This window comes from Hymenobacter jeollabukensis (genome assembly GCF_005771675.1).
GTDB classification, from domain to species: domain Bacteria; phylum Bacteroidota; class Bacteroidia; order Cytophagales; family Hymenobacteraceae; genus Solirubrum; species Solirubrum jeollabukense.
Map to the genome: position 1 here is coordinate 202279 of NZ_VAJM01000010.1, position 25764 is coordinate 228042.

A 25764-nucleotide genomic window follows, 5' to 3' on the forward strand; every position below is an offset into this window, starting at 1 on the left:
ACCTGCGGGGCCCGATGTCCTGAACTTTTAGAGCCGGTCAACTCATTTGCTCCTCAGCTACCCCTCTCATTCCAACAAGCAATCCAACTGATGAAAAAATACCTTCTCTTTCTCGGGCTGCTCATCGGCGGCGGAACGCTCACCGGGACGCTCACGTCTTGTGAGAAGTTTCTCGACGTGAACACCGACCCGAACACGCCCAGCGAGGCCACGCCGAACTACCTGCTGCCCAACATCATTGCCCAGGGCTTTCAGACGCAGATGTTCACGGCCCTGCGTGTGCCCTACATCACGCAGTACGTGGTGAGCCGTACCGCCAATTCGGGCGGCAACGACCAGTTTAACTTCACCAATGCGCAGAGCACCAATACCTTCAACTACACCTACTTCTACTCGGGGAGCAACATCAACCCGATGATTCGGCAGGCGCAGGAGGAAGGCTCGCCCTACTACGTGGGCGCCGGCAAGATCATGATGGCCCTGATTCTGAGCCATGCCACCGACATGCTGGGCGACATTCCGTACTCGGAGGCCTTCAAAGGGGCCGAGAACTACACGCCCAAGTACGATTCGCAGGAGCAGATCTACGCCACCATTTTCCAGCTGATCGACGAGGGCGTGGTGGAAATGCAGAAGCCGGCCTCGGCCAACCTGCGCCCCCTCTACTCGGCCGCGCCCACGCCCAGCGGCGACATTCTCTACCGCGGCGACGTGCAGAAGTGGATCCGGCTGGCCTACGCCCTGAAGGCGCGCCAGTACAACCACCTCACCAAGAAAGCCAACTACGACCCCAGCGTGACGCTGAGCCACGTGGATAAGGCCTTTACGGGCACCGCCGACGACGCGCAGCTGCAGTACCAAGTGGCGGTGGCCCCGCTCACCGGCACCACCAACATCTTCGGTACCACCCGCGCCAACTTCGGGACGGCCACCTTCTCGGCCAACATCGTGAAGTACCTCAACGGCACCACGTACCCTGGGGTGATTGACCCGCGCTACGTCATCATGACCAGCGCGGCCAGCAGCACCGGCATCGACCCGGGCCGCGGCGGCGGGCCAGCCACCACGCTCACCGGCAACGTGACCGACTTCTACAGCAGCTGGTACGCCCGCGACCTGGGCTACTTCGAGGTCATTACCTACCACGAGCTGAAGTTTATCGAGGCCGAAGCCGCCTTCAAAGCCGGCAACAAAAGCCGGGCGCTGGCGGCCTACCGCGAAGGCATCCGGGCGCACATGAACAAGATTGGGGTAGGTGGCTCCAACGCCTCGCCGGCCGTGACCTTCCCCGTCATCACCCCGGTGCAGATCGATCAGTACCTGGCCAGCAGCGCCGTGGCTCAGAACGAAGGCGAGTTGACGGAGCGCCGCATCATGGAGCAGAAGTACATTGCCATGTTCCTGAACCCGGAAACGTGGTCGGACATGCGCCGCTACGATTTCCGTTCCGACATCTACGTGAACCTGGCGTACCCCTTTGGCACGGCGGTAAACCAAGTGCTGGCCGGCCAGACCGACGCCAAGCTGCGCTGGCCGCGCCGCCTGTTGCCGGGGGCCACGGAAGTGCAGTACAACCCGGTGGAAATCAATAAAGTGGGTGGCAACGCCCCCGACTACATCATCAAACCCATGTGGTGGGACCAGCCCTAAGCGGCGCCCTTTTCTTCCCTTTTTGACTTCTGCTGTATGAATAAGAACTCTATGTTGAGGCTGCTGCTGCCGGGCCTGGGGGCCTTGGCCCTGCTGACGGCCTGCGAAAAAGAAGACGATACCACCCCGCAGGCGGCGGTGGACAACAACGGGCTGGCCTTCATCACCAATACCATCCCGGTGGTGGCGAAGTACGCCTCGGGCGAGGTGGTGAACCTGGAAGTATCGACCTCGAGCCCCGAGCAGGTCGACAACATTCAGCTATACCAGGTGAATGCCCGCCTTGATTCCGGTGTGGTAGCGACCATCGCGCCGAGCTTCACCTATAACGAAACGACGCGGGCGCAGTCGCAGGTGGTCACGTACACCGTGCCGACGGGCCTGCCCAACCAGCGCGCCATGCGTCTGGACGTCATCGTGAACTTCAAGGACGGCAACCGCCGCGTGCGCCGCGTGTCCTACAACGTGGCTAACGCACCGGCTATCAAGTTTTCGGCCACGCCTGCCACGTACCGCAACGGCCTGGACGCGACCCGGCAGGCCCCCGGCGACATTATCACCTACTCGTTGATTCTGAACGAGAACGGGATTAACGTCATTCCCGCCGCCGGCAGCAGCGCCCCGCTGTTCAAGACGCTCGACAGCCTCGCCTATTTCGTGAAGGTGGGCAACGGCCCCGAGACGCGTATTGGTTCGGTGCGCTTGAGCACCGGCGCCGCCGCCACCCGCACCGTCGACGTGACGGTGCCGAACACGGCTACCCCGGGCCAGCAGGTCGCGTTCCGCTTTGTCAGCTACGCCATTCAGCAAACGGCTTCGGTGACGGGAACCGTGACGGTGGTAGCGCCTTCGGTGTTCAGCCAGACGCGCACCAACCGCAGCATCAGCGCCGGCCTGGGTGCCAACACAGATTCGCTGGCCTTCAACCTGCGCACCGGCCTGAACGAAACGGCCGCTGCGGCCGCGGCCAACAAGGACCTGTACCTGAGCTTTAGCGGTACTTCGGTGACGCTGAACGCGGGCAACGGCACGGCCAACACCACGCGCATCTTCCGCCTGCCGGCCGCCGAAAACTCCGTGCAGTTTTACAACACCGCCACGGTAAACGCCGTGGCGCGTCGCTACTACCAGGCGGGTACTACTTCCCAGGTCACTTCCATCTCGGACGTAGCCGTGAACGACGTGTTCCTGATTCGGGTGCGCGGGGCGGAGTTTATGTTGCTGCGCGTGACCGGCGTGCGACCCGGCACCAACGGCGCCATCTCACGCCTGAAATTCGAGTACAAGCTGCTGTAGCCGCACCCGCTTGTCTGTCTCAACCGCCGCCCGGAAGCTATTCCGGGCGGCGGTTTTGTGTTTAGGCTTCGGGCTCGGCAATGGAAAAGCTGCTCTTCTCGTTTCTTCGGCTTTATGCTCTACGCCTGCTTATACCTCGCTGCTTCCAGTTGTGGCGGGGCCGCCGAACCTGTCCCGCCGCCTGCCTGGTGGCGTACGACTACGCCTGCGGTGGCTTATATTTTCCCCCGCAACCCCGCTGTGTCGGATGCGCAGGGCCGGCCCCGCGACTCGCTCACGTTCTACCTGCCCGCGGCTGATTCGCTCTACTACTACACCGACGAAAGCAACGGCCGGCGGGATGCCCGGCCCTGGCCGCTGAATCATTTGGGAGGTGAACTGTACTATTTCCGCGCGCCAGTGCTAGCCAATGTTCCCCAGCCGGGGCGTACCTGGCGGGCGTTGCGCGACAGTGGGTTCGACTACACCACGCTCTTCACCGTGCGCGAACTGCCGCCGGGCCGGGTTTGGTTGCGGATTCAGCAACTCGACCGGCACAGCCGCATCGGTGGGCCTAACGCCGCCCCGCCTCCGCCGCCCGTCATGCGCGACGCCAACGGGCGCGTCATTCGCCGCGACACTTCTACCACGGCTGAACAGCGCGCCTACGGAGCTTGGATTCGGCAGCCGCCGCGCTTGGCCTGCGACACCACCTTCTCACTGACCGATACCGAATGGCGGCAGCTACGCCCGTTGCTGATCGGCGCGTTACCGAGTCGTTCCGGGGTGTCAGCCGATATCAACGACGGCTTCGATGGCGCTGTTTGGCTGCTCGAAGCGCAGGCGCCGGACCAGTACCGCTTCTGGCTCCACCGCGAAGCCAACCGCACCCACGGGCTGGCCGGCTGGCTGCTGCGCCAAAGCAGCCGTGTAGGTGGCTCAACGGCCAAATAGCCGCCGAAAGAAGCCCTTTTTCTTCTTCGCCGGCTGCTTGGTTTTGGTCTTGATGCTGATGTTGTTGCCTTCCGTCGTGGTTTTGGTCATGCCGGGCCGCTCCTTGGTTACCGTCGCGGGCAAGGTCACGGCGGGCGTGGCGTTGGGGTCGGGCGTGGTCGGCAGGGGCGTAGCGGGCGGTTCGGCGCGGGCAATGACGGGGCCGGCCACCGAGCCGATGGTCGTCACGCGCAAGGGGCCACTTTCGTTGTGCAGGCGGTCCAGCGCCGTCACGTAGTAGGCGTACTCGGTGCCGTAGCGGGCGGCCGTGTCCACGAACGCCTCGTTGCCGCGCCGGCTGCTGGGCCGGATGGCGAGGATGTGGCGCGGGTCGTCGGGCGTGGGCTGCTCGCCGCGGGCGAAGCGGTAGATGACGTAGGCAGCCGCCGAGTCACCGTCGGCGGCCGCCGGGCCGGGCTGCCACAGCAGCGTGACGGGCCCGCCGCCGCGCGTGAGCGTGAGCTGCTGCACCGAGCGCGGGGGCACGGCGTCTTTCCAAGGCATGGTGGGCAGCAGGGCCGGGTACTGAAACAGGTTCTGGCGCAGCGAGTCGGTGGTTTTGAGCGGGTTGCTCAGCACCGACTTGCCCGAAAAGAACACACTACCGCTGATGTCCTGCGGGTAGGAGCGGTTCAGGCGCACCTGCCGCGGCAGCTCCCGCGGGTTGCGCCAGGTTGTGTCCGACTTGGTGCTTTCCAGCATCCGGTAGGCGCCCTGCCCGATGTAGAGGTGCCGGTCGTAGCGGTTGCGGCTCCACCACTCCAGCAGGGTGGCGTAGGAGGCGGCGCGGAAGTTGGTGCTCCAGTACAGCTGCGGCAGCACGTAGTCGACCCAGCCCTGGCGCAGCCACTCGCGGGCGTCGGCGTAAAGGCCGGTGTGGCCCTGGAAGGCGCGCGTGTCGGAGCCCTCGGGGTCCTCGTTGCTGTTCATCCACACCCCGAAGGGCGAAATGCCGAACTTTACCCAGCGCTTTTCGGCTTCGATGGCATCGTGCACCTGCTCCACCAGCTGGTTCACGTTGCGGCGGCGCCAGTCGGGCAGGCTCAGCCCGTCGGGGTTGTACTGGGCGAAGGCGGCCTCGTCGTGAATGACCTGCCGGGCCTCGGGGTAGGGGTAGAAGTAGTCGTCGAAGTGCACCCCGTCGATGTCGTAGCGGTGCACCACGTCCACGATGACCTCGGTGATGTAGGCGCGCACGGCGGGCAGGCCGGGGTTGTAGAGCAGCTTGCCCGAGTAGCGCAGAAACCACTCCGGGTGGCGGCGGTAGGGGTGATTGGGCGCCAGGCGGGCCGTGGTGGTGTCGGTGCTGGCGCGGTAGGGATTGAACCACGCGTGGAACTCCATGCCGCGCTTGTGGGCCTCGTCGACGAGGAAGGGCAGCGGGTCCCAGCCCGGGTCCTTGCCCTGGCGGCCACTCAGAAACTTGCTCCACGGCTCCAGGGCGCTGCGGTAAAAGGCATCCGAAGCGGGCCGCACCTGCAGGAAAATGGCGTTGATGCCGGCCCGCTGGTGGCCGTCGAGCATCTTTTGGTACTCGCGGCGCTGCTGCTCGGGCGTCAGGTCGCGCCGGCTGGGCCAGTCGATGTTCTCGACGGTGGCCACCCACACCCCGCGCAGCTCGCGCTTGGGCGGAGGCGAGGGAATGGGCGTGGTTATGACCGCCCCCTTAAGCGACTTCACCGGCGGCGCCACGGCCGAAGGCTGCGCCCCCACCGAACCCGAAACAAGCAGCGCCGATCCGGCACTCAAAAGCAAACGACAACGCATCAACAAAACTCCGCGAACCGCCCCAACCGCCGGCCCGAGCTGACCGGCCGCGCGCGGCCCCGCTGCAAAGTACGGACTTAGCGGCCGAGGCATCAACCCGGCGCCGACGTTTGGTCGGCAGCGCCCGGCCGAAATACGGTGCTCACGCCACCGGCAGCGGGCTAACTGGCCTGGGCCGGGGCCTCATCGTCCCAGGGGCGCACGAAGTAGCGCAGAGCTTCCAGGCGCAGCACGTCTTCCTCGCTGAAGCGGCCGGGCGGCAGCTCCCACTGCTGCAGCGGAATGTAGCCGGCCGCGTAGGCCAGCTCGTCGGTTTCTTCCTCCCAAAAAGCCATGTGCCACTGCGCGAAGCGCCGGTGCGGAATGGCTTCGTCGGCCAGGGTGATGACGCCGTGGTGGCGCGGGTCCTTGGCAATCTGGCCGTAGAGGTAGCGTACGGCCGCTTCTTCGCCTTCCAGAATCTGGGTGATGCGCCCGCCGTCGTAGAGCAGAATGCCGGTGACGTGGTGCCGGGCATTGCGCAGCCGCGAGTGCCGCAGCAGCTCCCGCAGCTCGGGTAGGGTGAAGGGCCGGGTAGCGGTGCTAACGTAAATAATTTGGTGCATGAGCGGGTAAAACCGCCCCTGAATACGGCTGCCAGCGGCCGGGGTTTGATTGCCGGACCCTCTGCCCACCGCTAAGGCGGAGCCGGAAGAAGCCATTGGGCGGCGCAGCCCGCTGCTTCCGCGCCGGCCGGTCAGCTTGTGCCAACCCGACCGGCGTGTGGAGCATGGCCGGCTTGCGCCGCCCGGCAACTTCTTCACTGCTTGTTCAATAGACGCCGGCCAGCTCCGTCACAGCGGCCTCGGCGGCGGCTGGCGCCTGTTCCTGCCGTTGCAGCCAGCTCAGCACGAAATCGGCCACTTCCTGCCAGCCGGGCTGGCCCAGGGTAAAGTGGTTGCGGCCCGCAAATTCCTTGAAATTGGTGACGCTGCCGGCGTGCTGGGCGTAGCGGCGGTAGTTGGAGTAGTTCAGCGAGGCGGGCATGATGTGGTCGGCCGCGCCGGCCACCAGCAGCAGCGGCACGTGGGGCCGCCGGAAATCCACGCGGGCGGCCCGGGTCAGCCCGTCGCGCGAGATGCGCTTGGATTCGGGAATGGTAATCTGCTCGTAGGCCGCGCGCTGCTCGTCCAGCGGCATCCCGTTGACGAAGGCGTACTGCCACTGCCGAAACGACATCATAAAGGGCTTGTTCACGTCGGTAAGAAAGCCCAGCGGCCCCCAAGTGGCGCGGTAAAACGACCAGCGGAACGTGAATACGCCCTGCGGGGCCACCGAGTCGATGGCGACGCCCGCGGCGGCCAGGTCGCGCTGCACCAGCAGCTGGGTGAGCAGCCCGCCGTAGGAGTGGCCGATGAGAATGGGCTTCTCGGGCAGCTCGCGGATGATGCCCGCGAAGTGGTCGATGAGCTGCGGCAGGCGCAGCGAGGCCAGCTGCGGATCGGGGTGACGGCGGCGCAGCTCCTCCACGGAGGCGTCTTTGTAGAGCCAGGGCGGGACCAGGCAGGTGTAGCCGCGGGCCTCGAAGTAAGCTTGCCACTCATCCCAGCAGTGGTGGCTGACGAAGGCCCCGGTAAGGAACACGATGGTGCGGGTGCTGCGGTTTTCCATAATGCGTACGTGGGTAAAGGGTGAAAAAAGAAGCGGAGTCTTGATTCAGCGGCCCATAGCCGAAAGCGCAATGGCAGCCCGGTCCGCCGATAGCCGGCAGAAGAGGCGGGTGGGAAAAGGCAGGGGAGAAGAAGGGCAGCCGACACGCGCCGCAGTGGGCCGGCGTGGGCAGAAGCGTAACGGGCCGGAAGCGACCAGGCTTTCAGCGCAAAAGCACAAACTACAAGATACAGGATCAGGACCTTACGTGCAACTCGCTAGCAGAATAAGCTTCTGGCAATCAACGGAAAGCAATCAGGGCTAAACACGCCGACGGATGCCGCAGACGGCCGGCACGCGTTGGAGTATGCGCCGGCGGGTCGCAAAAAAGCCCGGCACGAGGGCCGGGCTTGCTATTTCAGCGGAGAATCAGCGGCGGGGACTAGCACCAGCGGCCGGAGCGAGGCTGCGAAGCGGGCTGGGTGCGGTCGGGCTCGGGCTCCTGGCCGGGCTGCTGCGAGCGGCGCGGACGGGGCGAGCGGAGCGGGTCGGAGGGCCGGGTGGGGGGCAGACCCTGATGAGCGGCCGGAATGGGCACAGTTTGCTTAAACATAGCGGTAAGTGGTGAGGCCAGCGCACCCCAGCGGCGCGCCGACGCCTAGCTTATACGGCGCTGCTGCGGCTTGGTATACAGAAAGTTGGCGAGAGACTTATAGAAGTTTGACCGCAGCCCCCATTGCCCACGACGAGCCGCCCCAACTGCCCACGCCGGCTGCTTCGCTTGCGAAGACGGGTTGAACCTGGAGCGGCGGCAACCCGGCGCCGGCAATAAACAAAATGGCGCTGCTTCAGCGGCTGGCGTAGAAACATTGCGCGGGGCCCGGCGGTAGTGCTGCCAGTTACCTCCCCAGCCCACCTCCATGCACCACTTCACCGCCGCCGACATTCGCAGCTTCGACAAGCTCTACCGCCTTAATCTCGTCAACGCCGTCACCGGCTTCAAGCCGGCCAACCTCGTGGGCACGGCCGACGCGGCGGGCGCCACCAATCTGGCCATTTTCAGCTCGGCCCTGCACCTGGGCTCCGATCCGCCGCTGCTGGGCCTGGTCACGCGCCCCGCCACCGTGCCGCGCCACACCTACGAGAACATCCAGGCCACCGGCTGCTACACTCTCAATCACGTGCACGCCGATTTCGTGGGCCCGGCTCACTACACCTCCGCCAATTTTCCGCGGGAAGAATCGGAGTTTGACGCCGTGGGCCTGACGACCGTATGGCGCGACGAATTTGCGGCTCCCTATGTGGCCGAAAGTCAGCTCAGCATCGGTCTGCGGCTGGTCGAAGAGCTGCCCATCCGGCTCAACGGCACGGTGCTGCTGATCGGGGCCGTCGAGCACGTGTACGTGGCCCCCGCCGGCCTGCGCCCCGACGGCACCCTGGACCTGGCCGCCCTCCGCGACGTGTGCATCTCCGGCCTCGACAGCTACTACCGCGTCGAGCCGCTGGCCCGGTTTGCCTATGCCCGCGCCGGGCAGGGGCCGCAGCCGCTGCCGTCATAACTGATTGGAACGCTCACGTCTCTGCCATGAACCTGACCAACGCGCAACTCGCCTTCGTTCTGGGCCGCCTGCTGATGGGCGTCAATTTTCTGATGCACGGACTGGTGCGCCTGCCCAAGCTGGCGGCTTTTCGGGCCGGCATGGTGAAAAGCTTCGCCGATACCTGGCTGCCGGGGCCGCTGGTGGGCGCCTTTGCCACCGCGCTGCCGGTGCTGGAGTTCAGCGTGGGCCTGCTGCTCGTGCTGGGGCTGCTCACGCGCTGGGCCCTGGTCGGTGGGCTGCTCATTTTGCTGGCTTTGGTGTTTGGCACCAGCCTGCAGGAGCAGTGGGACACGCTCGGCACCCAACTCGTGCACGGACTGTTTTTCTACCTGCTGCTGCTCCACGCCGACCAAAACCGCCTTTGTCTGGACCGCAGAGCGCAGTAATGCCAGGTCAATGAAGCCCTTTAAACACCAAATGCCCGGTTGAGAGCCGGGCATTCGTTGTTTGAGGAGCTTCGCTGCGCTTACGGATTGGTGCTCCACAAGCCGGCTTCCTTCACGAACACGCGCCGGTTCAGCTTCAGCTGCGACACAATCAGCTCGGCCAGGTCTTCGGGCTGCATCACCTTATCGGGGTTGCCGTCGGTGAGCTTCAGCTCGGCGGCCAGCGGGGTGGCCACGGTGCTCGGCGTGAGGGCCGTCACGCGGATGTTGTGCTTGCGCACCTCCTGCATCAACGACTCCGACAAGGCCAGTACGGCTGCCTTGGAGGCGCTGTAGGCACTGGTAACCGCCGCACCGCGCTGCCCGGCCGTGCTGCTGATGTTGACGATGTCGCCCGTCTGCCGCTCGATCATCTGCGGCAGCACGGCGCGGGTGGTGAAGTAGGTGCCGAGCACGTTTACCCGCAGGATGTTTTCCCAGGCCTCGGGCGTCAGCTCCAGAAACTTGCCGAACGCGGCCGTGCCGGCGTTGTTGATGAGAATGTCGAGGGGGCCGAGCTGCTGCTGCACCTGCGCCACGGCCGCTTCCACGGCGGCCAGATCGGCCACGTCGGCCGTCACCACGGCGGTTTGCACGCCCAGGGCCGTCAGCTCCTGCGCCAGCTCGCGCAGCGGGGCCTCGCTACGGGCCAGCAGGCCCACGTTGACGCCTTCCTGGGCCAGCGCCACGGCCACGGCCCGGCCGATACCCTGGCCGGCGCCCGTTACCAGGGCAGTTTTACCGCGCAGATTTTCCATGTAAAAAGGGAGAAGATGAAAAAAGTTGGAGCTTGTATAACTGAATCGGGCCCGGCGGGTTTCAGCCAGCGTGGCTCGCTTTTCGCCGTAAGCCCGACCATAATGCAGCCGGAAGCCCGTCGGCCCCGTATGTTAGCTGCGCTGAACCGGCTGGCTTTCCCGCTGCGTTATTCCGCGGCCGGCCGTTGTCCCTTCCTCTATGCTCTCGATGCTGCGCCCCGCGGGGCTCTGGTTGTTCTTTACTCTGGGCTTACTAGTACTGGCCGGCGGCGCGCGGGCGCAGGTGGATACCACCCGCCAGCAGCCGGTGCGCAACATCCAGCTCGAAGGCGTGGAAGTGCTGCCCGACGCGCTCAACTCCAAAAACTGGCTGCTGCTCAACAAGGACATCCAGCTGGAGCTCGACGGGGCCGTGCACAACCTCTACGACTTCAAGTTCGACCGGGCCGAAAAGCAGTTCCGCTCCCTGCGTCGCCGCTACCCCCAGCACCCCATGCCGTATTTTCTGCTGGGCCTGAGCCAGTGGTGGAAAATCGTGCCCAGCAACGTGCAGACCAAGCTCTACGACCGACCGTTCTTCGCCTACATGGACTCGGCCATTACCCGCGCCGAAACCCTCTACAAGGCCGATAACCAGAACTACGAAGCCTGCTTTTTCCTCTCCGCCGCCTACGGCTTCGCGGCCCGCCTGCACGCCGAGCGCAGCAACTGGGGCAAGGCCACCGTCTACAGCAAGGAGGCGCTGAACTACCTCGCCAAAAGCCAGGAAGCCAATGGCCTGAGCCCGGAATTTCTCTTCGGGCAGGCCCTGATGAACTACTACGCGCCCTGGATTTCGGAAAACTACAAGCTGCTACGCCCGGTGCTGCTGTTCTTCCCCCGCGGCAACAAGCAGCTGGGCCTGCAGCAGCTGCGCAACGTGGCCGCCAACGGCTTCTACACCGCGCCGGAGGCGAAGTTCTTCCTGATGAAGATTCTCTACAACGACGAAAACGACCCGGCCGCGTCGTTGCCGGTGGCGCGTAGCCTCGTGGCGACTTACCCCGATAATGCCTATTTCGAGCGGTTTTGTGCCCTGGTGACCTACAACCGCGGCGAGTACGACGAGTGCGAAAAACTCAGCCGCGACATCCTCGACAAGCTCAACCGCGGCCTGCCCGGCTACGAGGCCGTGAGCGGGCGCTACGCCACTTTCTTCCTCGGCTGGCTGCACGAAAACCGCTACGACGACCTGGCCAAGGCCCAGGATTACTACCAGCGCTGCATCGTCTTTGCCGAAAGCACCGGCGAAACCGGCCCCGGCTTCTACCTGCTGGCCAACCTGCACCTGGCCCGCCTCGCCGCCGACCGCCGCGACGTGGCCACGGCCCGCCGCTACTTCGCCGTGGTAGCCGATAAGGCCGACCGCAAATCAAGCGAAGCCCGCGAGGCCAAGGAATACCTCAAGCAGCACAAGAAGTAGCGCCTACTGCGCGCCCAGCCAGGTGGCCGCCTCGGCCACGGTGCTGAAATACCGGAACGTAATCAGCCCCGGCGGCAGCTGGGCACCGATGGACTGCGCCGCCAGCCGGCCCAGCGGCGCGTGGTTTTCCACCACCGCGCAGTGCGAGTAGCCTGCCTCGCGCACCGCCCGCGGAATCCACTCCTGCACCATCCAGGTACCGATATCGGCCGGCAGCGGCGGGCGCTGGCTATGGTCGCTGAGCAGCTTGTGCAGGCCGAAGTGCTGCAAGGCGCGCAGCGTCTGCTCGTACACGGCCCGCAGTTCGTCGGGACTGGTTTTGGCGGCGCTCCAGGCCAGGTGCAGGTAATCGGAGCTGAGCGGGTGACTGATAACGGCCGCGGCGTTGTGGTAGTAGCGGGAAACGGGACCGGAGAGAGGGGGCATGGCGGAAAGATACACGTCAGGTCCGGGCCGACGCAACGAGGCTGGCTAAAGTCCCGGCTGGTCGAGGCCACATTACGGCTACACTTGTCCCGGTTTGATCCTGTTTGTGGATTGATATGAAAATTGAACTATTGCGATGATATATGGTCCAAGGGTGAAAGCAAAGTTTCTTATACTCTGTATTGATAAACAGGGTTTTAATGTAATGATGTATTTTATTTTTAAAATATTCAAATTGAAATATTCTGTTAAAATAACTAAACCCTGTTAGCCGGCGGCTGCGTACTAAGCCCAGAATGAATCAACACACTCTCGCCATTATGCAACACCTCAACCCTCATTTCCCTTTAACCATGTACTTCCATGAACCCGACCATACTCCGCTTTGCTTTTTCGGCCCTGACCATGGCCGCTGTTGTCTCCGCGCAGGCCCAGACCACCTACACTTCCCGTGCGGGTGGGGGTAACTGGAGCGACCCGAATACCTGGACCGTCAGCGGCGGCTCCGGGCCCCAGGTGCCCACCAACGTGACGAGCCGCAACGGCAACGAAACCAGCGACAACGTTATCGTCATCAACTCCAACGTTGTTCTTGATCAGGATTACAACGTCAGCGGCGACCACGCCAAGCTGATCATCACGGCCAGCGGCGCGCTGACCGACGGGGCCAGCCCCAACGCCCTCAACTTCGGGCAGCAGCAGGGCGCCGACATGGTGCGCCTCGACCTCGACGGCCGCCTCGACCTCAACAGCGTCAGCTTCTACAAGGCCGACGCTGACATTGCCGCCACCGCCGAGCTGACCACCAACTGCAACATCGCGCTGGCCAACCAATCGGACCTGGTTATTGCCCCCGGCGCCACGGTCGATATCGACGGCAACCTGGTGGTGCGCCAGGGCAACCCCACCATTTCGGGCTCGGGCACGCTGATGATCAGCGGTTGTGTGCTGACTAACAACAACGGCTCCCTCAACGGCCTGTTTGGCGCCAACCTGCGGGTGTGCGTGCAGGGCACGCCCAACAGCTGCGCCACCGAAGGCCTGAGCTGCAGCACCCGGGTAGCCGACTACATCACCATCGATGCCTGTCGCAGCACGCCGCTGCCGGTGCAGCTTACCAGCTTCACGGGCCAGTACATCGGCCGGCAGGTGCAGCTCGACTGGGTAACGGCCCAGGAGAAAGACGCCGACTCGTTCACGGTGGAGCGCTCCATCGACGGCAAACGCTTTGACGCCGTGACGACGGTGCGCGCCGCCGGCAACTCCACCACTCGCCGCGACTACCGCTTCCTCGACGCGACCATGCGCGCTGGCCTGAACTACTACCGCCTCAAGCAGACCGACCACGACGGCACCTTCACCTACTCGCAGATTGTGCCGGTGCAAGCTGGCGCGGCCGAGCAGAGCCTGCAGGCCTACGGCAACGGCGGCGCCCTGACCGTGGAAATGCGCACCGACGCCCAGTGCCGCGCCTTCCGTGTGATGGATAGCATGGGCCGCCTGGTGTACACCGAAACCCTGCCCGAGGGCGCTACCGGCCTCGTGACGCGGCAGATTCCGCTGCGCGGCAACAGCGGCGGCGGGGTCTACATCGTGCAGGCCGTGACCAGCACCGGCACGCTGAGCAAGAAGTTTTTCGTGCAGGAATAATACCACCCCCCAGCGTCCACCCTGGGTTAGCCCGCCGGCCTCGCGCCGGTGGGCTTTTTTTTGTGGGCTACCCGCCCAGCGCGGCGCAACCAACGGGCCGGGCGGGCGTTTTTGCGGCGCTGCCGACTAGCGGGGCATGGAGTAGTGCAAATCCTCCGAAACCGGCTAGTTTTAGTGCGCGCATTTGCACTCCCACTTTCTCTCCTGCATGAAGAACCGCTACTTCGCCGCCAGCTTGCTGGCCGGCACCCTGCTGCTGGGCTGCTCCCAGCAGACGGCCACCGAAAACTCCTCCGCTGCTCCCCAAACGGCTACTGACGTGAAAGACCTGGGCTCCGTACTCGACCAATACTGGGAAGAAAACGCCAAGCTCTTCCCGCTGAACGCCACCACCAACGGCGACAACCGCTACAACGACCAACTGCCCAACGACCAGACCCAGGCCTTCCGCGAGCAGCTGCGCCAGTACTACCAGAAGTACCTCGACCAGCTGCAGAACTTCGACCGGGAAAAGCTGTCGGATAACGATAAGATCAGCTACGACATCTTCCGCTACGACTTGCAGATGAACCTCGACGGGCTGAAGCTGAACACCTGGATGATTCCGTTTCAGCAGTTCTGGGGCCTGCCGCTGAGCATGGGCCAGTACGGGGCCGGCGGCAGCGTGCAGCCTTTCAAGACGCCCGAGGACTACGACAACTGGCTGGGCCGGGTGCGCGGCTTCTCGGTGTGGGCCGATACGGCCATCAGCAACTTCCGCCGCGGCATGCGCGCCGGGGTGGTGCTACCCAAGCCCCTGGTGCAGAAAATGATTCCGCAGATGCAGCAGATGGTGGTGACGGACCCTACCAAGAGCGACTTCTACGGTCCCATCAAAACATTGCCGGCCAGCTTCTCCGCCGCCGACAAGCAGCGCATCACGGCCGCTTACCGCACGGCCATCATGAACGAGCTGGTGCCGACGTACCGCCGCCTGGGCGAGTTTCTGAAGACCGAATACCTGCCCAAGGCCCGTACCAGCACCGGCATTGCGGCCGTGCCCGATGGGCGGGCCATCTACCGCTACGACGTGCGCTACTGGACGACCACCGACAAGTCGGAGGAGGAAATCTACCAGACGGGTCTAGGCGAGGTCAAGCGCATCCGCGGCGAGATGGAGCGCGTGCGCCAGCAGGTGGGCTTCAAGGGCGACCTGAACGCCTTCTTCAACTACATGCGCTCGGACAAGCGCTTCACGCCCTACAAGTCCGACGCGGAGGTGCTGAACGCGTTCCGGGCCATTCAGGCGCGCATCACGCCGAATCTGCCCAAGCTGTTCGGCCGCACGCCCAAGACCCCGTTTGAAATCCGCCAGACCGAGGAGTTCCGCGAGGCCTCGGCTTCGGCTGAGTACCAGCAGGGCACGCCCGACGGTTCGCGCCCCGGTATTTTCTACGTGCCGATTATCGACGCGAAGACCTTCCGCACCACCTCGGGCATGGAGTCGCTGTTTCTGCACGAGGCCATTCCGGGCCACCACTACCAGATTTCGCTGCAGCAGGAGAATACCAGCCTGCCCAAGTTCCGTCGCTTTGCCTGGTACGGGGCCATGGGCGAAGGCTGGGCCCTCTACACCGAAAGCCTGGGCAAGGAGCTGGGCCTTTACACCGACCCCTACCAGTACATGGGCGCCCTGGGCGACGAAATTCACCGCGCCATCCGCCTCGTCGTCGACGTGGGGATGCACACCAAGGGCATGACGCGCGAGCAGGCCATCAAGTACATGATGGACAACGAGGCCATCGATGAGCAGGGCGCCACGGCCGAAATCGAGCGGTACATGGCCATTCCGGGCCAGGCGCTGTCCTACAAAATCGGCGCGCTCAAAATCCGCGAGCTGCGCGACAAGTACGCCAACCAGCTCGGGGCGAAGTTCAAGATCCAGGACTTCCACGACGAACTGCTCAAGGACGGCGTGATGCCCCTGGCCGTGCTGGAGCAGAAAATGGACGCCTGGGCGGCCAAGCAGCAGTAAACTGCTGCCACCACGGGCAACAAAAAAACGCCCCTCGACCGGTTGGTTGCGGGGCGTTTTGGCTTGGGGCCGGCGCGCTTCCTTAGTTCTGGGCGCTGTTGGCGCGGCGCGGCTGGTTGGTCGGCTGGGGTGCGGTGCCCTGCTCCGGCTGCTTGGCCGCGTCGGATTTGGTCTGGCGCGGGGCGTCGGTGTTGCGGGTGCTGGGCGTGGGGGTGCTGCCGGGCGTACCGTCGCCGGTGCCGCTTTCGGTGTATTTGGAGGTGTTCGGGTCGCCGCCGGGCTGGGAGCTGATGGCCTCGGCCGTGGAGCGGGCCATGGAGCCGGTGCCGATGGGCCGGTACGCCTTGCCGCCGCCCGATACGCTGTCGCGCTCGGTATCGACGCGGGTGGCGCGCGGGGCGCGGGCAAAGGAGTCGTTGTTGGTGTGGTCGACGCCGGGGCTCCAGGAATTGTCGCAGGCGGCCAGGGGCAGCAGAAGCAGGGCGGCGCTCAGCACGCGGGAGGAGGTCAGCATAACGCGAAAGAGTTTGGAATGGGAGAGGTACGGATGGGGAACGAGTGCTGCCGTATACGCGGCGCCCCGTGCCTATGGCTACGTACCCGCGGCGCGGCAGTTGCGCGGCGCCCCGAATGCCGCGCAACTGCCGCGCCGCCGTGCATCTTTGCGCTCCGCCACCAATCGTTTTGTTGCTGTGACTTCACCCGCCGCCGTCATGAGCTGGAGCGGGGGCAAGGACTCGGCCCTGTGCCTGCACCATGCCCTGCAAAGCCCCGATCTGCGCCCCGCGCACCTGCTCACCACCCTCAACGAGCACTACCAGCGCGTGGCCATGCACGGCGTGCGCGCCGAGCTGCTGCGGGCCCAGGCCCAGCGCATCGGCCTGCCGCTGCACGAAGTCTGGCTGCCCGAAATGCCCTCGATGGAGGTGTACGAGCAGCGCATGAGCGCGGCCCTCGACGCGCTGGCCGCTCAGGGCGTGCGCACCAGCCTCTTCGGCGACCTGCACCTGGCCGACCTGCGCCAGTACCGCGAGCAGCAGCTGGCCCGCGTGGGCTGGCAGGCGCGGTTCCCCATCTGGCACAAGCCCGCCGCCGAGCTGTGGGCCGAGTTTTTCGACCTGGGCTTCCGCGCCGTGGTGGTGTGCATCAATGAGCAGCACCTCGACGCGAGCTTCTGCGGCCGCGAGCTGGACCGCGACTTCCTGCGCGACCTGCCCCCGGGCGTCGACCCCTGCGGCGAAAACGGCGAGTACCACAGCTTCGTGTACGACGCGCCTTACTTCCGCCAGCCCATTGCCGTGCAGCGCGGTGAGCGGGTGCGCCGCACCTACCAGCCCAGCCCGCCAGCCGCCGAAGAGGAGGCCACCGACTGCTACCGCGCCCAGCCCGACCCGTTCAGCGCCGCCTTCTGGTACTGCGACCTGCTGCCCGCCCCGGCTGGGGCGCCACCAGCAGGGCCCGCCGCGTAGGCGGCGCGGGCGCACCAGCCGCGGAAAGCCCTTGCCGCCCAGACGGGCAGGGCTTCCACTCGATGCGAATGCCTGCTCCGACAAGTCAGGAAGGGCTACACGAAGCTATAAAGTTCGCTCCGCCTAGGCGGGAGGAGCTTCCGTACTGAATGAAAGCCCCTCCCGCCCAGGCGGGCAAGCCTGCATGAACTACAAAAGCCCCTCCCGCCTAGGCGGCGACGGCTGCATGAGATGCAAAAGGCCCTCCCGCCTAGGCGGGGACGGCTGCGTGAACCCACAAAGTCCCTCCCGCCTAGGCGGCAACGGCTGCATGAATCCACAAAGCCCGTCGCGAGTACTCACGACGGGCTTTGACGTGGTGCGAAAAGGCTCCGGGACTTGTCCTGCCAGCCTTCCCCCGCCGCAAATGGCCGCCGGGACTTGGGCTGAAGCAGCGCGCCGGTATGGGCTACAGGTGCTGCGGACCCGGGAACCAGTCGCCTGTCTCATCGACCGGCGTGAACGGGTCGATATCGGCCGCGTAGCCGGTGGCGGGCTGGTCGAAGTGGTGGCGGCGGTTGCGGCCGCGGTGCTTGTAGCGTTTGCGGGCCCCGTCGCGCTGCTTCAGCCAGATGCCGATGCCCAGGCCGATGGTGGCGGCCAGGCCGCCGAGCAGCCAGGGCGTGCGCGGGTTGCGCACCGGGGGCGGCACGGCCCGCACGCCGGTTTCGTCGGCAATGGCGGGGTCGGGCAGGTAACGGCCCTGGGCGGGCACGGCCAGCTCCTGGAAGTGCTGGGCCAACTCGGTCAGCTCCTGCAGCAGCGCCTGGCCGCGCATCGGGATGCCGTGGCCGGTGGCGGCCACCCGGGGCTGCAGCCGCGCCAGCCGTTCCACGGAGCGGCGGGCGGCGTCCCAGTCGCAGGTGAAGTATTTGGGCGGGCCGTGCACTTCCTGCCGCTGCTCCCACACCGCCAGCGACGATTCCTGCTGGGTTGTCACGAAGGCATCACCGGCCAGCAGCACCCCGTCCGATTCGCGGAAGAAGGCCACGTGACCGGGCGTGTGGCCGGGGGTGAAAATCCAGCGCCAGTCGGGCAGCTCGGGCACCGTGCCATCGGCGGGCAGCTCATGGGCGCGGTTGCCCACATTGTAGGGGTGCTTGGGGTAGAGGCCCGACAGCCAGGCCAGGGCCCCGCCGCCCACGGTGGGGTCGGGCGGGGGATAGGCCGAGCGGCCGGTGAGGTAGGGCAGCTCCAGCGGGTGCGCGTACACGGGCACGTCCCAGTGCGCGGCCAGGGTTTCGAGGGCGCCGGCGTGGTCGAAGTGGCCGTGGGTCATCAGAATGGCGGCGGGCCGCGCAGCGGGCCCGAACAGGGCCTCGGCCGTTTGGCGGATTTTGCCGGCCGCACCCGGCAGGCCGGCATCTACCAGTACCCAGGGGCCGGTGCTCGGCGCCTGGCGCACGAAAAACAGGTTGACGAAGACGTTCCGCAGAGCCCACACGCCGGGCGCCACGAACTGCAGCTCGGGCGTGGTGGCGCGGTTGGGGCGCGCGGGGAGGTGGGCCGGTTGGTTGCTCATGGCAGGCAGGTTGAAAAGTCAGGGAGAAGCGCCGAAGCCCGTATACGAACCCGGCCGGCACGAAGCGCAGCTGCCAATAGAACCCGCGCGGCCCGCAACGGTTTCGCGGCCAGTCAGGACGCCTTAATCACGGCTGGCAGCTGCAGAGCACTTCGCGGGTAGGGCCGCGCACTTTGTAGTGGGGCAAGGACACTTCCTTCATGTACACCACGTCGAGCTGCCGCAGCGGCGGGTTGCGCGGGTTTTCGTGCCAGCGGCGCAGCAGGTAGTGGCAGTAGTAGGGCCGCATCCAGTCGTTGCTGACGAAGAGGTAATTCTCGGAGTACTTGCGCCACCGGTCGTTTTTATGCAGCGCCACCACTGAATACGGCTTCCGGTACGTCACCGGCTGGCCGCCACGGTTCAGGTCGAGCCGGCGGCCGTCCTTGGTCTGGCCTTCGAGGATGTACCAGCCGTCGTCCTTGAACACGGTGGGCGCAAACATGCCCCAGTGCTGGTCGGTGCGAAATACGTAGCCGAACCAGCGCAGCGGCTCGCGCATGGTATAGCCGGGCCGGGCAATGCCGTCGAGGTTCCACCAGATGGTGTAGCCCAGCAGCACCAGCAGCACCGTGTCGCGCAGGGCGGGCAGCAGGCAGAAGTGCCGGCGCACCTGCGGCTGCCAGTTGGCGCGCAGCTCCACCGTCAGCGGCCACTGCCAGCGCGTCAGGCTCTGCCGCCAGCGGCCCAGGTGGCCGGCGCCGCGCTGCACCCCGGGCCCGAGGCGGCGCTCCAGCCAGCCGAGCACCGGCGTGGGCAGCAGCCCCAGCACCGAGGCCGCGCTGATGATAAAGAACAGCCCGACGAACAGCGTCAGGCTGATGCCGAGGTGAAATCCCCAGATAACCACCACGAACACCGTGCGCCACACGGGCGTGGCCACCGGAATAAACAGCAGCACCGGCAGCAGTAGCTCAAGGTAGAACGTGAGGTGAGTGAGGGCCTTCAGCAGCTCGTAGTGCGGGTAGAGCAGCCGGCCGCCGGGCATCAGCACCTGGTCGAGGCTGAGGGCGTAATAGATGGCCGTGCCTTCGGAGCGCCATTCCGGGCCGCTTTTGAGCAGGGCCGTGCACACGTACACCAGGGCAATCTGCACCACGTAGGCCGCCGTGGCCGCGCTGAAGTAGCTGTAGTGCGGGGGCGCCGGCCGGGCCTGCGCATCCATCGACCACACCCGGCCCCAGGGCAGGAAAATGGCCCAGAACAGCAGCATCCGCAGCAAATCGTCGCCGCCCTGCACAATCATCGGGTTGCGGTTCTGCACCGACACCAGCAGCACCCACGACACGACCGTCAGCAGCCGGGTGCGCCAGCCCAGCAGCAGCCCCAGGGCCACGGCGGCGGCCAGCCCAAACAGCGCCGCCTGCACCACCCACAGCCCGCTCATGGTGTGCAGCGAGAATTCGTAGGGGTTCCAGGCGCGCTCAAACAGCACGTAAAGCGGCAGCACGCCCATGTTGGTGTAGTGCGCCTCCAGGTCGGTGCTGCGGATGCCTAGGTCGAGCAGCAGCACCGCCGCCACGGCCATGCGCATCAGGGCCAGGGCCCGCAAATCGAGCACGAAGGGCCGGCGCAGTACCGCCCATACCCGAACACCCCGGCCGCTGGACGGAGGATGACTGCCGGGGGCGGGGCTAGGCGCAGAAAGGGCAACTTCCCCGGGGGAAAGTTGCCCTTGCGCCCGGTCAGACAGATCGGCCGAGGTGTGCAATGGTGGTCAGCTTAGTAGGTGGAAGAGCCGGACGTCGAGCGGGACGTGGTGGAGCCGGAGGTCGTCGAGCCGGACGTGGTGGAACGGGTACGGCCGCCTTTGGTACCCGAGCGGCGGCCCGAGGTGCTGCGGCCCGACGTCGTGCCCGAGGTGGTACCCATGGTCGTACCGGAGGTAGTACCCGAGGTGCTCATCGTGGTCGAGCCCATGGTCGTACCGGAAGTAGTACCCGAGGTGCTCATCGTGGTCGAGCCCGAGGTGGTGCCCGACGTAGTACCGGAAGTGGTGCCCATGGTGGTCGTGCCGGTCGTGCCCATAGTAGTCGTGCCCATGGTAGTTGTACCGGTGGTGCCGGTGGTGCCAGTAGTACCCATTGTGCCGGTCGTTTGGGCGAAGCTGGCAGTCGAGAAGGCAGCGCTCAGCAGCAGGGCAAACAGCGGGGCAACAAATTGCTTTTTCATGAGAAAGGTGTTTGGGTGTTGGGTAATGAAAAGGTGAAAAAGAGCGTAAGAGCAACTAACGATGCGCCGCTTGTGCTGGGTAGTACGGTTCAGCGGCCAGATGGATAAGGCCGAGGTTGGCTTTGGGGCCGTTGCCGGGCGTCAGATAAGTAGCGCCAGGGGTAGAAAAAAAGGACAGCCACAGCGTGACGTCCTTTTTCTCCCTCCTCTTTCCAAATAGTGCAAGCGTAAATAAGTAGTTGAAAATTATTGCGTAGTCGAGCCGCCGGTCGAAGCGGCGGTGGTGGCTTCGTTGGTGGTGGCGCCGCTACCCGTCGAGCCGGAGGTGGTGTTGGTGCCGCCTTCCATGCCCGCGGAGGTGGTCGAGCCCGAGGAGCTGGCATCCGGGTTGACGGCAGTCGAATCCGTGGTCGTGCTCATGTCGGTCGTGGTGGAGCTGCTTTCCGTACTCGAATCGGTGGTGGCGTTGTGGTCGTTGCCGCAGCCGCTTAGGGCTAGCAATGCCCAAAATGCGCCCGACATGCAAAGCTTGCGTGTGCGGTTCATTGGGGAAGTGAAATGGGGCAGTGTGGGTGATTATGAATGAGTTGCGGCGGCAGATACAGGAGGCTTATACGCCCGGCAAAGCCCGAAAGCTGAATTTAAGCCGGAAATTTTTGCGCACATTTTTTGCAACTACAAGGAGTCTTTTTCGCTGGCTGGGCGCTGCTTTGGCCTCCGCCCGTCGAGCTTAGGCCAACCAAACCCCGGCCGGCCGGTTGCGTACCTGCTACCCATTTCTTCTTTGTGCGATGCAGGCAGGTTCTCCCGTAATTCTCTTCGATGGCGTGTGCAACCTCTGCCACGGGCTGGTGCAGTTCATCATCCAGCGCGACCCGCACGCCCGCTTTCGCTTCGCCTCCCTGCAGTCGGCCGAAGGCCAGCGCCTGATGCCCGGCGGCGTCAACCCCGACCCCGACAACCCCGACTCCGTGGTGCTCATCGAGGACGGGCGGGCGTACACGCATTCCACCGCCATTCTGCGCATCCTGCGCCGCCTGGGCGGCGGCTGGGCCCTGCTCGCGGTGGCCGGCCTGCTGCCCCGCTCCCTGCGCGACGCCGCGTACCGCTTCGTGGCCCGCAACCGCTACCGCTGGTTCGGCAAGCAGACGGAATGCTGGCTGCCCACGCCCGAGCTGAAGGCGCGCTTCCTGTAGTCATCAACGAGGGCCCTGGCATAAGCAAACGCACGGCCGGCGCGGAGCACCTGCTCCGCGCCGGCCGTGCGTATTCTGACAAAACCGTTTACGCCGCCTGTTCCGGCGCAGCTGCGGCCGTGTCGCGGGGCGGCAGCAGGTTCTGCAGCGTCTGAATCAGGGGCGCTGCCTTGCTGCCGAAAAACTGCTGGTCAAACTCCTCCAGGGCCCAGGCCGCGCGCACCACGGCTTTCAGTCCGGCCGGCGTCAACTGCAGGCTGCGGGCGCGGGCGTCCTGCTCGCTGGTGGGGCGTTGCAGCAGACCCTTTTCCTCCAGCGCCCGCACAATCTTGCTGGTGGTCATTTTGTCGTAGTGCGCGTGCTGGGCCACGTGGGCCTGGGTTACCGGCTCGGTTTGCTGGCCCGAGAGCCGCTGCACCGCCGCCAGTAGCAGAAACTGGCTGGGCGTGAGGTTCATCGGCACGAGCACCTGGGCCAGGCTGCGCTGCCAGTGCGCGGTGGCCTGGGCCAACAGGTAGCCGGGGTTTTCGTCGGCGCCTTCGAAAGTGAACAGCGGATCGGTTGGGGAGGCCATCGGATTTTTACTAGGTTGCGGAGGCCGACGGGGTTCGGCCGCAGCCTTCCCGTAAACGCATTCACCGTAACCAAGTTTACTGTAAGTTGGTTTACTGCTGCAAAAATGCTCATTTAGCCGCTGCCAGCGGCTTTTTTATTTTCCACCCATGAAAGCTCTTGTTCTCGACGGCGTCGGCCAGCCGCTGCAGCTGCGCGAAGTGCCCACGCCCCAGCCCCAGCCCGGCGAAGTGCTGGTGCGCCTCGACGCCGCGGCCCTCAACCACCGCGACGTGTGGATTCAGCAGGGCCAGTACGCCGGCCTGCGCTTCCCCATCATCCTCGGCTCCGACGGTGCCGGCACCGTGGTCGAGCTCGGCGAAGGCATCGACGAAAGCCTGCGCGACCAGGCCGTCATCATCGACCCCGGCCAGAACTGGGGCGACAACCCGCGGGCGCAGGCTCGCTCGTTCAGCATCCTCGGCCTGCCGCAGGACGGCACCTTCGCTGAATACGTGGCCGTGCCCGCCACCAATGTTTACCCACGGCCCGCGCACCTTTCGGCCGAGCAGGCCGCCGCGCTGCCCCTGGGCGGCGTCACGGCCTACCGGGCCCTGTTCACCCGCGGCCGGCTGCGGGCGGGCGAGCGGGTGCTCATCACGGGCATCGGCGGGGGCGTGGCCCTGCTGGCCCTGCAGCTGGCCGTGGCCCGCGGCGCCGCGGTGTGGGTAACCTCCGGCTCGCCTGACAAAATCGAGCGGGCACAGGCTTTGGGGGCACGCGGCGGCATCAGCTACCGGCAGCCGGGCTGGGGCAAGGCCCTGATGCAGCAGGCCGGCGGGCAGTTCGACCTCATCGTGGACAGCGCGGCCGGGCCCGGCGTGGCCGAGCTGCTGGAAGCCGCCGCGCCCGGCGGCCGGATCGTGTTCTACGGCGGCACCACCGGCACCATGACCAACGTGCCGCCGCGCCACATCTTCTGGAAGCAGCTCGACGTGCTGGGCTCCACCATGGGCACCGCCGAGGATTTTGCCGGCCTACTGGACCTGGTCAACGCGGCCCGGCTGGTGCCCGTCACCGACCAGGTTTTCGACTTAGCCGAGGGCGAGCAGGCCATGCGCCTTATGGCTGAAGGGCAACAGTTTGGGAAGATCGTACTGCGGATAAATTAGTTGTTAACCACCTGAAAATCATTGCTAAAAATATTGGCTTTTAGCTTCATTTCGGGAATGCTGCGGGTGGGTTTGGTGTTTTGAATCTGACTCTGATAACCAGCCGATAAGCACCCATGAAAACGCCTGATCAATACCTCAACGTCCCCACGTTTCACCTGACTTACCCCACCGGCGAAGACGCGGAAATGGTGCCCGTGGTAACCTACGACGACGCCCTGCGCGCCGTGGAATCCGCCCTGGCCGACGCCGAGAAATACCGCTACCTGCTGATGCGCGCCCTGCGCCGCTCCCAGGAGCCCGAAGCGGCCGACCTGGTTCTTTCCCCCGAAGCCGCCGTACGCCCGCTCTACCCCGAAACCGATCTGGCGGCTTAAGCGGCTACCGGCGACTATCCCGAAGCGGCTCCAGTTGGAGCCGCTTTTTGTTTATCCCCGCGGCCGACCGGCCCAGCGGATGAACTCACGGCGCGAGCTGCAGCGCCCCGGGGTGGCCGATGGCGGCTCCGTGCCGCTGCGCCAGCACCGCGGCCAGGTGCGCGGCCTGCTGCCGCAGCTCCGGCACCGCCGTCGATTCGTACCACTGGGGCCGCAGGCTGGGGCCAAGGGTGAACAGGCACTCCGAGGCCGCGCCCGCCGCGTCGAGCAGGGCGCCTTCGGGGGAGGTGGCCAGGCCCAGGTGCAGGGCATCGGACAGCAGCAGGCCGGCCTGGCGCAGGCTTACCACCAGCGGCTCGTTGAGTTGAGCGTAATCAAGCTGGGGCCCGGTGCAGAGGACGACGTGGTCGGCGGTCAGCTCGGTGGAAACGTAGTGCCGGGTGAGGCGCACGGCCAGCTGGGCGTCGCCGCGCGGCTCAATGGCGCGCACCCGGCCGTGGTGCACCTGCAGCCGGCCGCTGGCCAGCAGCTCGTCGAGCACGGCAGCATTCTGCGGCGGGTTGCGGTGGCGCCAGTTGCCCCAGCGCGTGGCCAGGTGGCGCAGAAACCGCTGCTGTTCCTCCACGGGCCAGGTTGCCCAGATACGGCCCAGGTCGGGGCGCAGCGCATCGAGCACGGCCCGCCAGTTGTAGCCTTCAGCCTCGGCTTTGGCAATCTGCTGCCGCACCGCGTGCACTACCTCGCTTACGGTGCGCCGGCCGGCCACGTGCGTGGCGTAGTAGCTCGGGTAGGGCGCCACCGGAGCCGGGGTATGCGCCGCCGGCCATTGCCCGTGCCGCGAGGCGGCCAGCAGCGGCCCGCGGTGCCCGTCGGCGCGCAGGGCTACCAGCACGTCCAAGGCCGTAAGGCCGGTGCCGATGAGCAGCACCGACTCAGCCGGGCCGATGCCGCGCAGGGCGCCGGGCTGCCAGGGGTTGGCGTGGAAGCGCGGGTGCTGCTGGTAGCCGGTGGCTGGCCGCACCGGCAGGGCCGGGGCGAAGTTGCCGAGGGCTAGCACCACCGTGTGCGCGTCGAGGGCCGTGCCGCCGGCCAGCTGCACGCGCAGGGCGTGGGCGCCAACGGCGTGCGGCTGAGCGGCCGTGGCGCGGTCATTCAGCCATTGCAGGCGCACGCCGTTGGCAGCCGGGGCGGCCAGCGCCGGCTCCAGCAGGCTTTCGATGTAGCGGCCGTAGGTCTGACGGGAGCAGAAGCCGAAGGCGCAATCGGCAATGCCACGGCGCTGCAGCCAGTCCACGAAGTGGTTCGGCTCGTCGGGCAGGGCGCTCAGGGCGGGGCTACGCACGTTCAGGAGCCACTCGGGGCGGTCGGTGCCGTAGGCGGTGCCGGGGCCCAGGCGCGGGCGCGGCTCCACCACGGTCACGTCGAGGGGCCAGGGGCCGCCGGGCAGGCGCGTGAGTTGCAGGGCCAGCAGGCTGCCGGCCACTCCGCCTCCGATAATGACAATGCTGCGCCGCGTCATGCTGAGGGTGGCAAGGCCCGGGCAGAGCCGGGGAGTTCGTCCGAAAAAAGAGAAAAT

General features: G+C 65.8%; 26 protein-coding genes. 13 read left to right on the forward strand and 13 right to left on the reverse strand.

Translation table 11 applies throughout. From position 1 onward, the window contains the following. Nucleotides 1-90 precede the first annotated feature (90 nt). From FDY95_RS19045 to FDY95_RS19055, 3 genes are all read left to right on the forward strand, one after another. A complete protein-coding gene (locus FDY95_RS19045) occupies nucleotides 91-1650 on the forward strand; it encodes a SusD/RagB family nutrient-binding outer membrane lipoprotein (RefSeq protein ID WP_138080113.1) in 1560 nt (519 codons plus the stop codon). 36 nt (nucleotides 1651-1686) lie between these two features. Beyond that, nucleotides 1687-2946 (forward strand): hypothetical protein, encoded by a 1260-nt coding sequence (locus tag FDY95_RS19050; RefSeq protein WP_138080114.1) that lies wholly within the window; start codon nucleotides 1687-1689, stop codon nucleotides 2944-2946. 210 nt (nucleotides 2947-3156) lie between these two features. Further along, nucleotides 3157-3879 carry a hypothetical protein gene (locus tag FDY95_RS19055; protein ID WP_138080115.1) on the forward strand — a complete coding sequence of 241 codons (723 nt, stop codon included), beginning with the start codon at nucleotides 3157-3159 and terminating at the stop codon, nucleotides 3877-3879. On the opposite strand, the gene FDY95_RS19060 is transcribed toward FDY95_RS19055, so the two are convergent. From FDY95_RS19060 to FDY95_RS26400, 4 genes are all read right to left on the reverse strand, one after another. Continuing rightward, a complete protein-coding gene (locus tag FDY95_RS19060) occupies nucleotides 3865-5667 on the reverse strand; it encodes a glycoside hydrolase family 10 protein (RefSeq protein WP_246074080.1) in 1803 nt (600 codons plus the stop codon). The two genes, FDY95_RS19055 and FDY95_RS19060, sit on opposite strands and share 15 nt — an antisense overlap. Nucleotides 5668-5846: 179 nt before the next feature. Beyond that, a complete protein-coding gene (locus tag FDY95_RS19065) occupies nucleotides 5847-6290 on the reverse strand; it encodes a BLUF domain-containing protein (protein ID WP_171025748.1) in 444 nt (147 codons plus the stop codon). Between the two features lie 205 nt (nucleotides 6291-6495). Further along, nucleotides 6496-7335 carry an alpha/beta hydrolase gene (locus FDY95_RS19070; RefSeq protein WP_138080118.1) on the reverse strand — a complete coding sequence of 280 codons (840 nt, stop codon included), beginning with the start codon at nucleotides 7333-7335 and terminating at the stop codon, nucleotides 6496-6498. A 421-nt stretch (nucleotides 7336-7756) separates the two neighbouring features. Further along, nucleotides 7757-7927, reverse strand: coding sequence for a hypothetical protein (locus tag FDY95_RS26400; protein WP_171025749.1), 171 nt, complete (start codon nucleotides 7925-7927; stop codon nucleotides 7757-7759). Between the two features lie 307 nt (nucleotides 7928-8234). Between FDY95_RS26400 and FDY95_RS19075 the strand changes: the two genes are divergently transcribed. Together FDY95_RS19075 and FDY95_RS19080 are read left to right on the forward strand one after the other, a co-directional pair. Continuing rightward, on the forward strand, nucleotides 8235-8873 hold the full coding sequence (locus FDY95_RS19075) for a flavin reductase family protein (RefSeq protein ID WP_138080119.1): 639 nt from the start codon (nucleotides 8235-8237) through the stop codon (nucleotides 8871-8873). Nucleotides 8874-8899: 26 nt separating this feature from the next. Next, on the forward strand, nucleotides 8900-9301 hold the full coding sequence (locus tag FDY95_RS19080) for a DoxX family membrane protein (RefSeq protein WP_138080120.1): 402 nt from the start codon (nucleotides 8900-8902) through the stop codon (nucleotides 9299-9301). Nucleotides 9302-9381: 80 nt separating this feature from the next. Here the strand turns inward: FDY95_RS19080 and FDY95_RS19085 are convergent, their stop codons facing one another. Then, nucleotides 9382-10098, reverse strand: coding sequence for a 3-ketoacyl-ACP reductase (locus FDY95_RS19085; protein ID WP_138080121.1), 717 nt, complete (start codon nucleotides 10096-10098; stop codon nucleotides 9382-9384). A 199-nt stretch (nucleotides 10099-10297) separates the two neighbouring features. Here FDY95_RS19085 and FDY95_RS19090 point away from each other — a divergent pair, with 199 nt between their 5' ends. After that, complete coding sequence (locus FDY95_RS19090) at nucleotides 10298-11560, forward strand: tol-pal system protein YbgF (protein WP_246074081.1); 1263 nt, start codon at nucleotides 10298-10300, stop codon at nucleotides 11558-11560. Nucleotides 11561-11563: 3 nt separating this feature from the next. On the opposite strand, the gene FDY95_RS19095 is transcribed toward FDY95_RS19090, so the two are convergent. Then, entirely contained in the window at nucleotides 11564-11986 is a 423-nt protein-coding gene (locus tag FDY95_RS19095; protein ID WP_138080122.1) for a hypothetical protein, read from the reverse strand. Between the two features lie 363 nt (nucleotides 11987-12349). Between FDY95_RS19095 and FDY95_RS19100 the strand changes: the two genes are divergently transcribed. Together FDY95_RS19100 and FDY95_RS19105 are read left to right on the forward strand one after the other, a co-directional pair. After that, complete coding sequence (locus FDY95_RS19100) at nucleotides 12350-13636, forward strand: fibronectin type III domain-containing protein (protein ID WP_138080123.1); 1287 nt, start codon at nucleotides 12350-12352, stop codon at nucleotides 13634-13636. 208 nt (nucleotides 13637-13844) lie between these two features. Further along, the gene (locus tag FDY95_RS19105; RefSeq protein ID WP_138080124.1) at nucleotides 13845-15650 is read left to right on the forward strand and encodes a DUF885 domain-containing protein; all 1806 of its coding nucleotides are present in this window, start codon (nucleotides 13845-13847) and stop codon (nucleotides 15648-15650) included. 82 nt (nucleotides 15651-15732) lie between these two features. Here FDY95_RS19105 and FDY95_RS19110 read toward each other — a convergent pair whose 3' ends face one another. Next, nucleotides 15733-16164, reverse strand: a complete 432-nt coding sequence (locus tag FDY95_RS19110; RefSeq protein WP_138080125.1) for a hypothetical protein — start codon at nucleotides 16162-16164, stop codon at nucleotides 15733-15735. 178 nt (nucleotides 16165-16342) lie between these two features. Here FDY95_RS19110 and FDY95_RS19115 point away from each other — a divergent pair, with 178 nt between their 5' ends. After that, nucleotides 16343-17119 carry a Dph6-related ATP pyrophosphatase gene (locus FDY95_RS19115; RefSeq protein WP_212744926.1) on the forward strand — a complete coding sequence of 259 codons (777 nt, stop codon included), beginning with the start codon at nucleotides 16343-16345 and terminating at the stop codon, nucleotides 17117-17119. A 448-nt stretch (nucleotides 17120-17567) separates the two neighbouring features. On the opposite strand, the gene FDY95_RS19120 is transcribed toward FDY95_RS19115, so the two are convergent. Further along, the gene (locus FDY95_RS19120; RefSeq protein WP_394348397.1) at nucleotides 17568-18602 is read right to left on the reverse strand and encodes an MBL fold metallo-hydrolase; all 1035 of its coding nucleotides are present in this window, start codon (nucleotides 18600-18602) and stop codon (nucleotides 17568-17570) included. On the opposite strand from FDY95_RS19120, the gene FDY95_RS27150 reads away from it, so the two are divergent. Then, the gene (locus FDY95_RS27150; RefSeq protein WP_394348398.1) at nucleotides 18486-18842 is read left to right on the forward strand and encodes a hypothetical protein; all 357 of its coding nucleotides are present in this window, start codon (nucleotides 18486-18488) and stop codon (nucleotides 18840-18842) included. The two genes, FDY95_RS19120 and FDY95_RS27150, sit on opposite strands and share 117 nt — an antisense overlap. Here FDY95_RS27150 and FDY95_RS19125 read toward each other — a convergent pair. The 3 genes from FDY95_RS19125 to FDY95_RS26410 form a co-directional block, all read right to left on the reverse strand. Beyond that, a complete protein-coding gene (locus tag FDY95_RS19125; RefSeq protein WP_246074082.1) occupies nucleotides 18808-20280 on the reverse strand; it encodes an HTTM domain-containing protein in 1473 nt (490 codons plus the stop codon). The two genes, FDY95_RS27150 and FDY95_RS19125, sit on opposite strands and share 35 nt — an antisense overlap. A gap of 161 nt (nucleotides 20281-20441) precedes the next feature. Continuing rightward, nucleotides 20442-20891 (reverse strand): hypothetical protein, encoded by a 450-nt coding sequence (locus FDY95_RS26405; protein ID WP_171025750.1) that lies wholly within the window; start codon nucleotides 20889-20891, stop codon nucleotides 20442-20444. Between the two features lie 246 nt (nucleotides 20892-21137). Continuing rightward, nucleotides 21138-21437, reverse strand: a complete 300-nt coding sequence (locus FDY95_RS26410; RefSeq protein ID WP_171025751.1) for a hypothetical protein — start codon at nucleotides 21435-21437, stop codon at nucleotides 21138-21140. 245 nt (nucleotides 21438-21682) lie between these two features. Here FDY95_RS26410 and FDY95_RS19140 point away from each other — a divergent pair, with 245 nt between their 5' ends. Further along, the gene (locus tag FDY95_RS19140) at nucleotides 21683-22087 is read left to right on the forward strand and encodes a thiol-disulfide oxidoreductase DCC family protein (protein ID WP_138080128.1); all 405 of its coding nucleotides are present in this window, start codon (nucleotides 21683-21685) and stop codon (nucleotides 22085-22087) included. A gap of 88 nt (nucleotides 22088-22175) precedes the next feature. On the opposite strand, the gene FDY95_RS19145 is transcribed toward FDY95_RS19140, so the two are convergent. Beyond that, entirely contained in the window at nucleotides 22176-22661 is a 486-nt protein-coding gene (locus tag FDY95_RS19145; RefSeq protein ID WP_138080129.1) for a MarR family winged helix-turn-helix transcriptional regulator, read from the reverse strand. Nucleotides 22662-22809: 148 nt separating this feature from the next. On the opposite strand from FDY95_RS19145, the gene FDY95_RS19150 reads away from it, so the two are divergent. Together FDY95_RS19150 and FDY95_RS19155 are read left to right on the forward strand one after the other, a co-directional pair. Then, nucleotides 22810-23811, forward strand: a complete 1002-nt coding sequence (locus tag FDY95_RS19150) for a zinc-binding dehydrogenase (protein ID WP_138080130.1) — start codon at nucleotides 22810-22812, stop codon at nucleotides 23809-23811. A 116-nt stretch (nucleotides 23812-23927) separates the two neighbouring features. Continuing rightward, on the forward strand, nucleotides 23928-24188 hold the full coding sequence (locus FDY95_RS19155; protein WP_138080131.1) for a hypothetical protein: 261 nt from the start codon (nucleotides 23928-23930) through the stop codon (nucleotides 24186-24188). An 85-nt stretch (nucleotides 24189-24273) separates the two neighbouring features. Here the strand turns inward: FDY95_RS19155 and FDY95_RS19160 are convergent, their stop codons facing one another. Further along, a complete protein-coding gene (locus FDY95_RS19160; RefSeq protein ID WP_138080132.1) occupies nucleotides 24274-25707 on the reverse strand; it encodes an FAD/NAD(P)-binding protein in 1434 nt (477 codons plus the stop codon). Nucleotides 25708-25764: the final 57 nt, after the last annotated feature.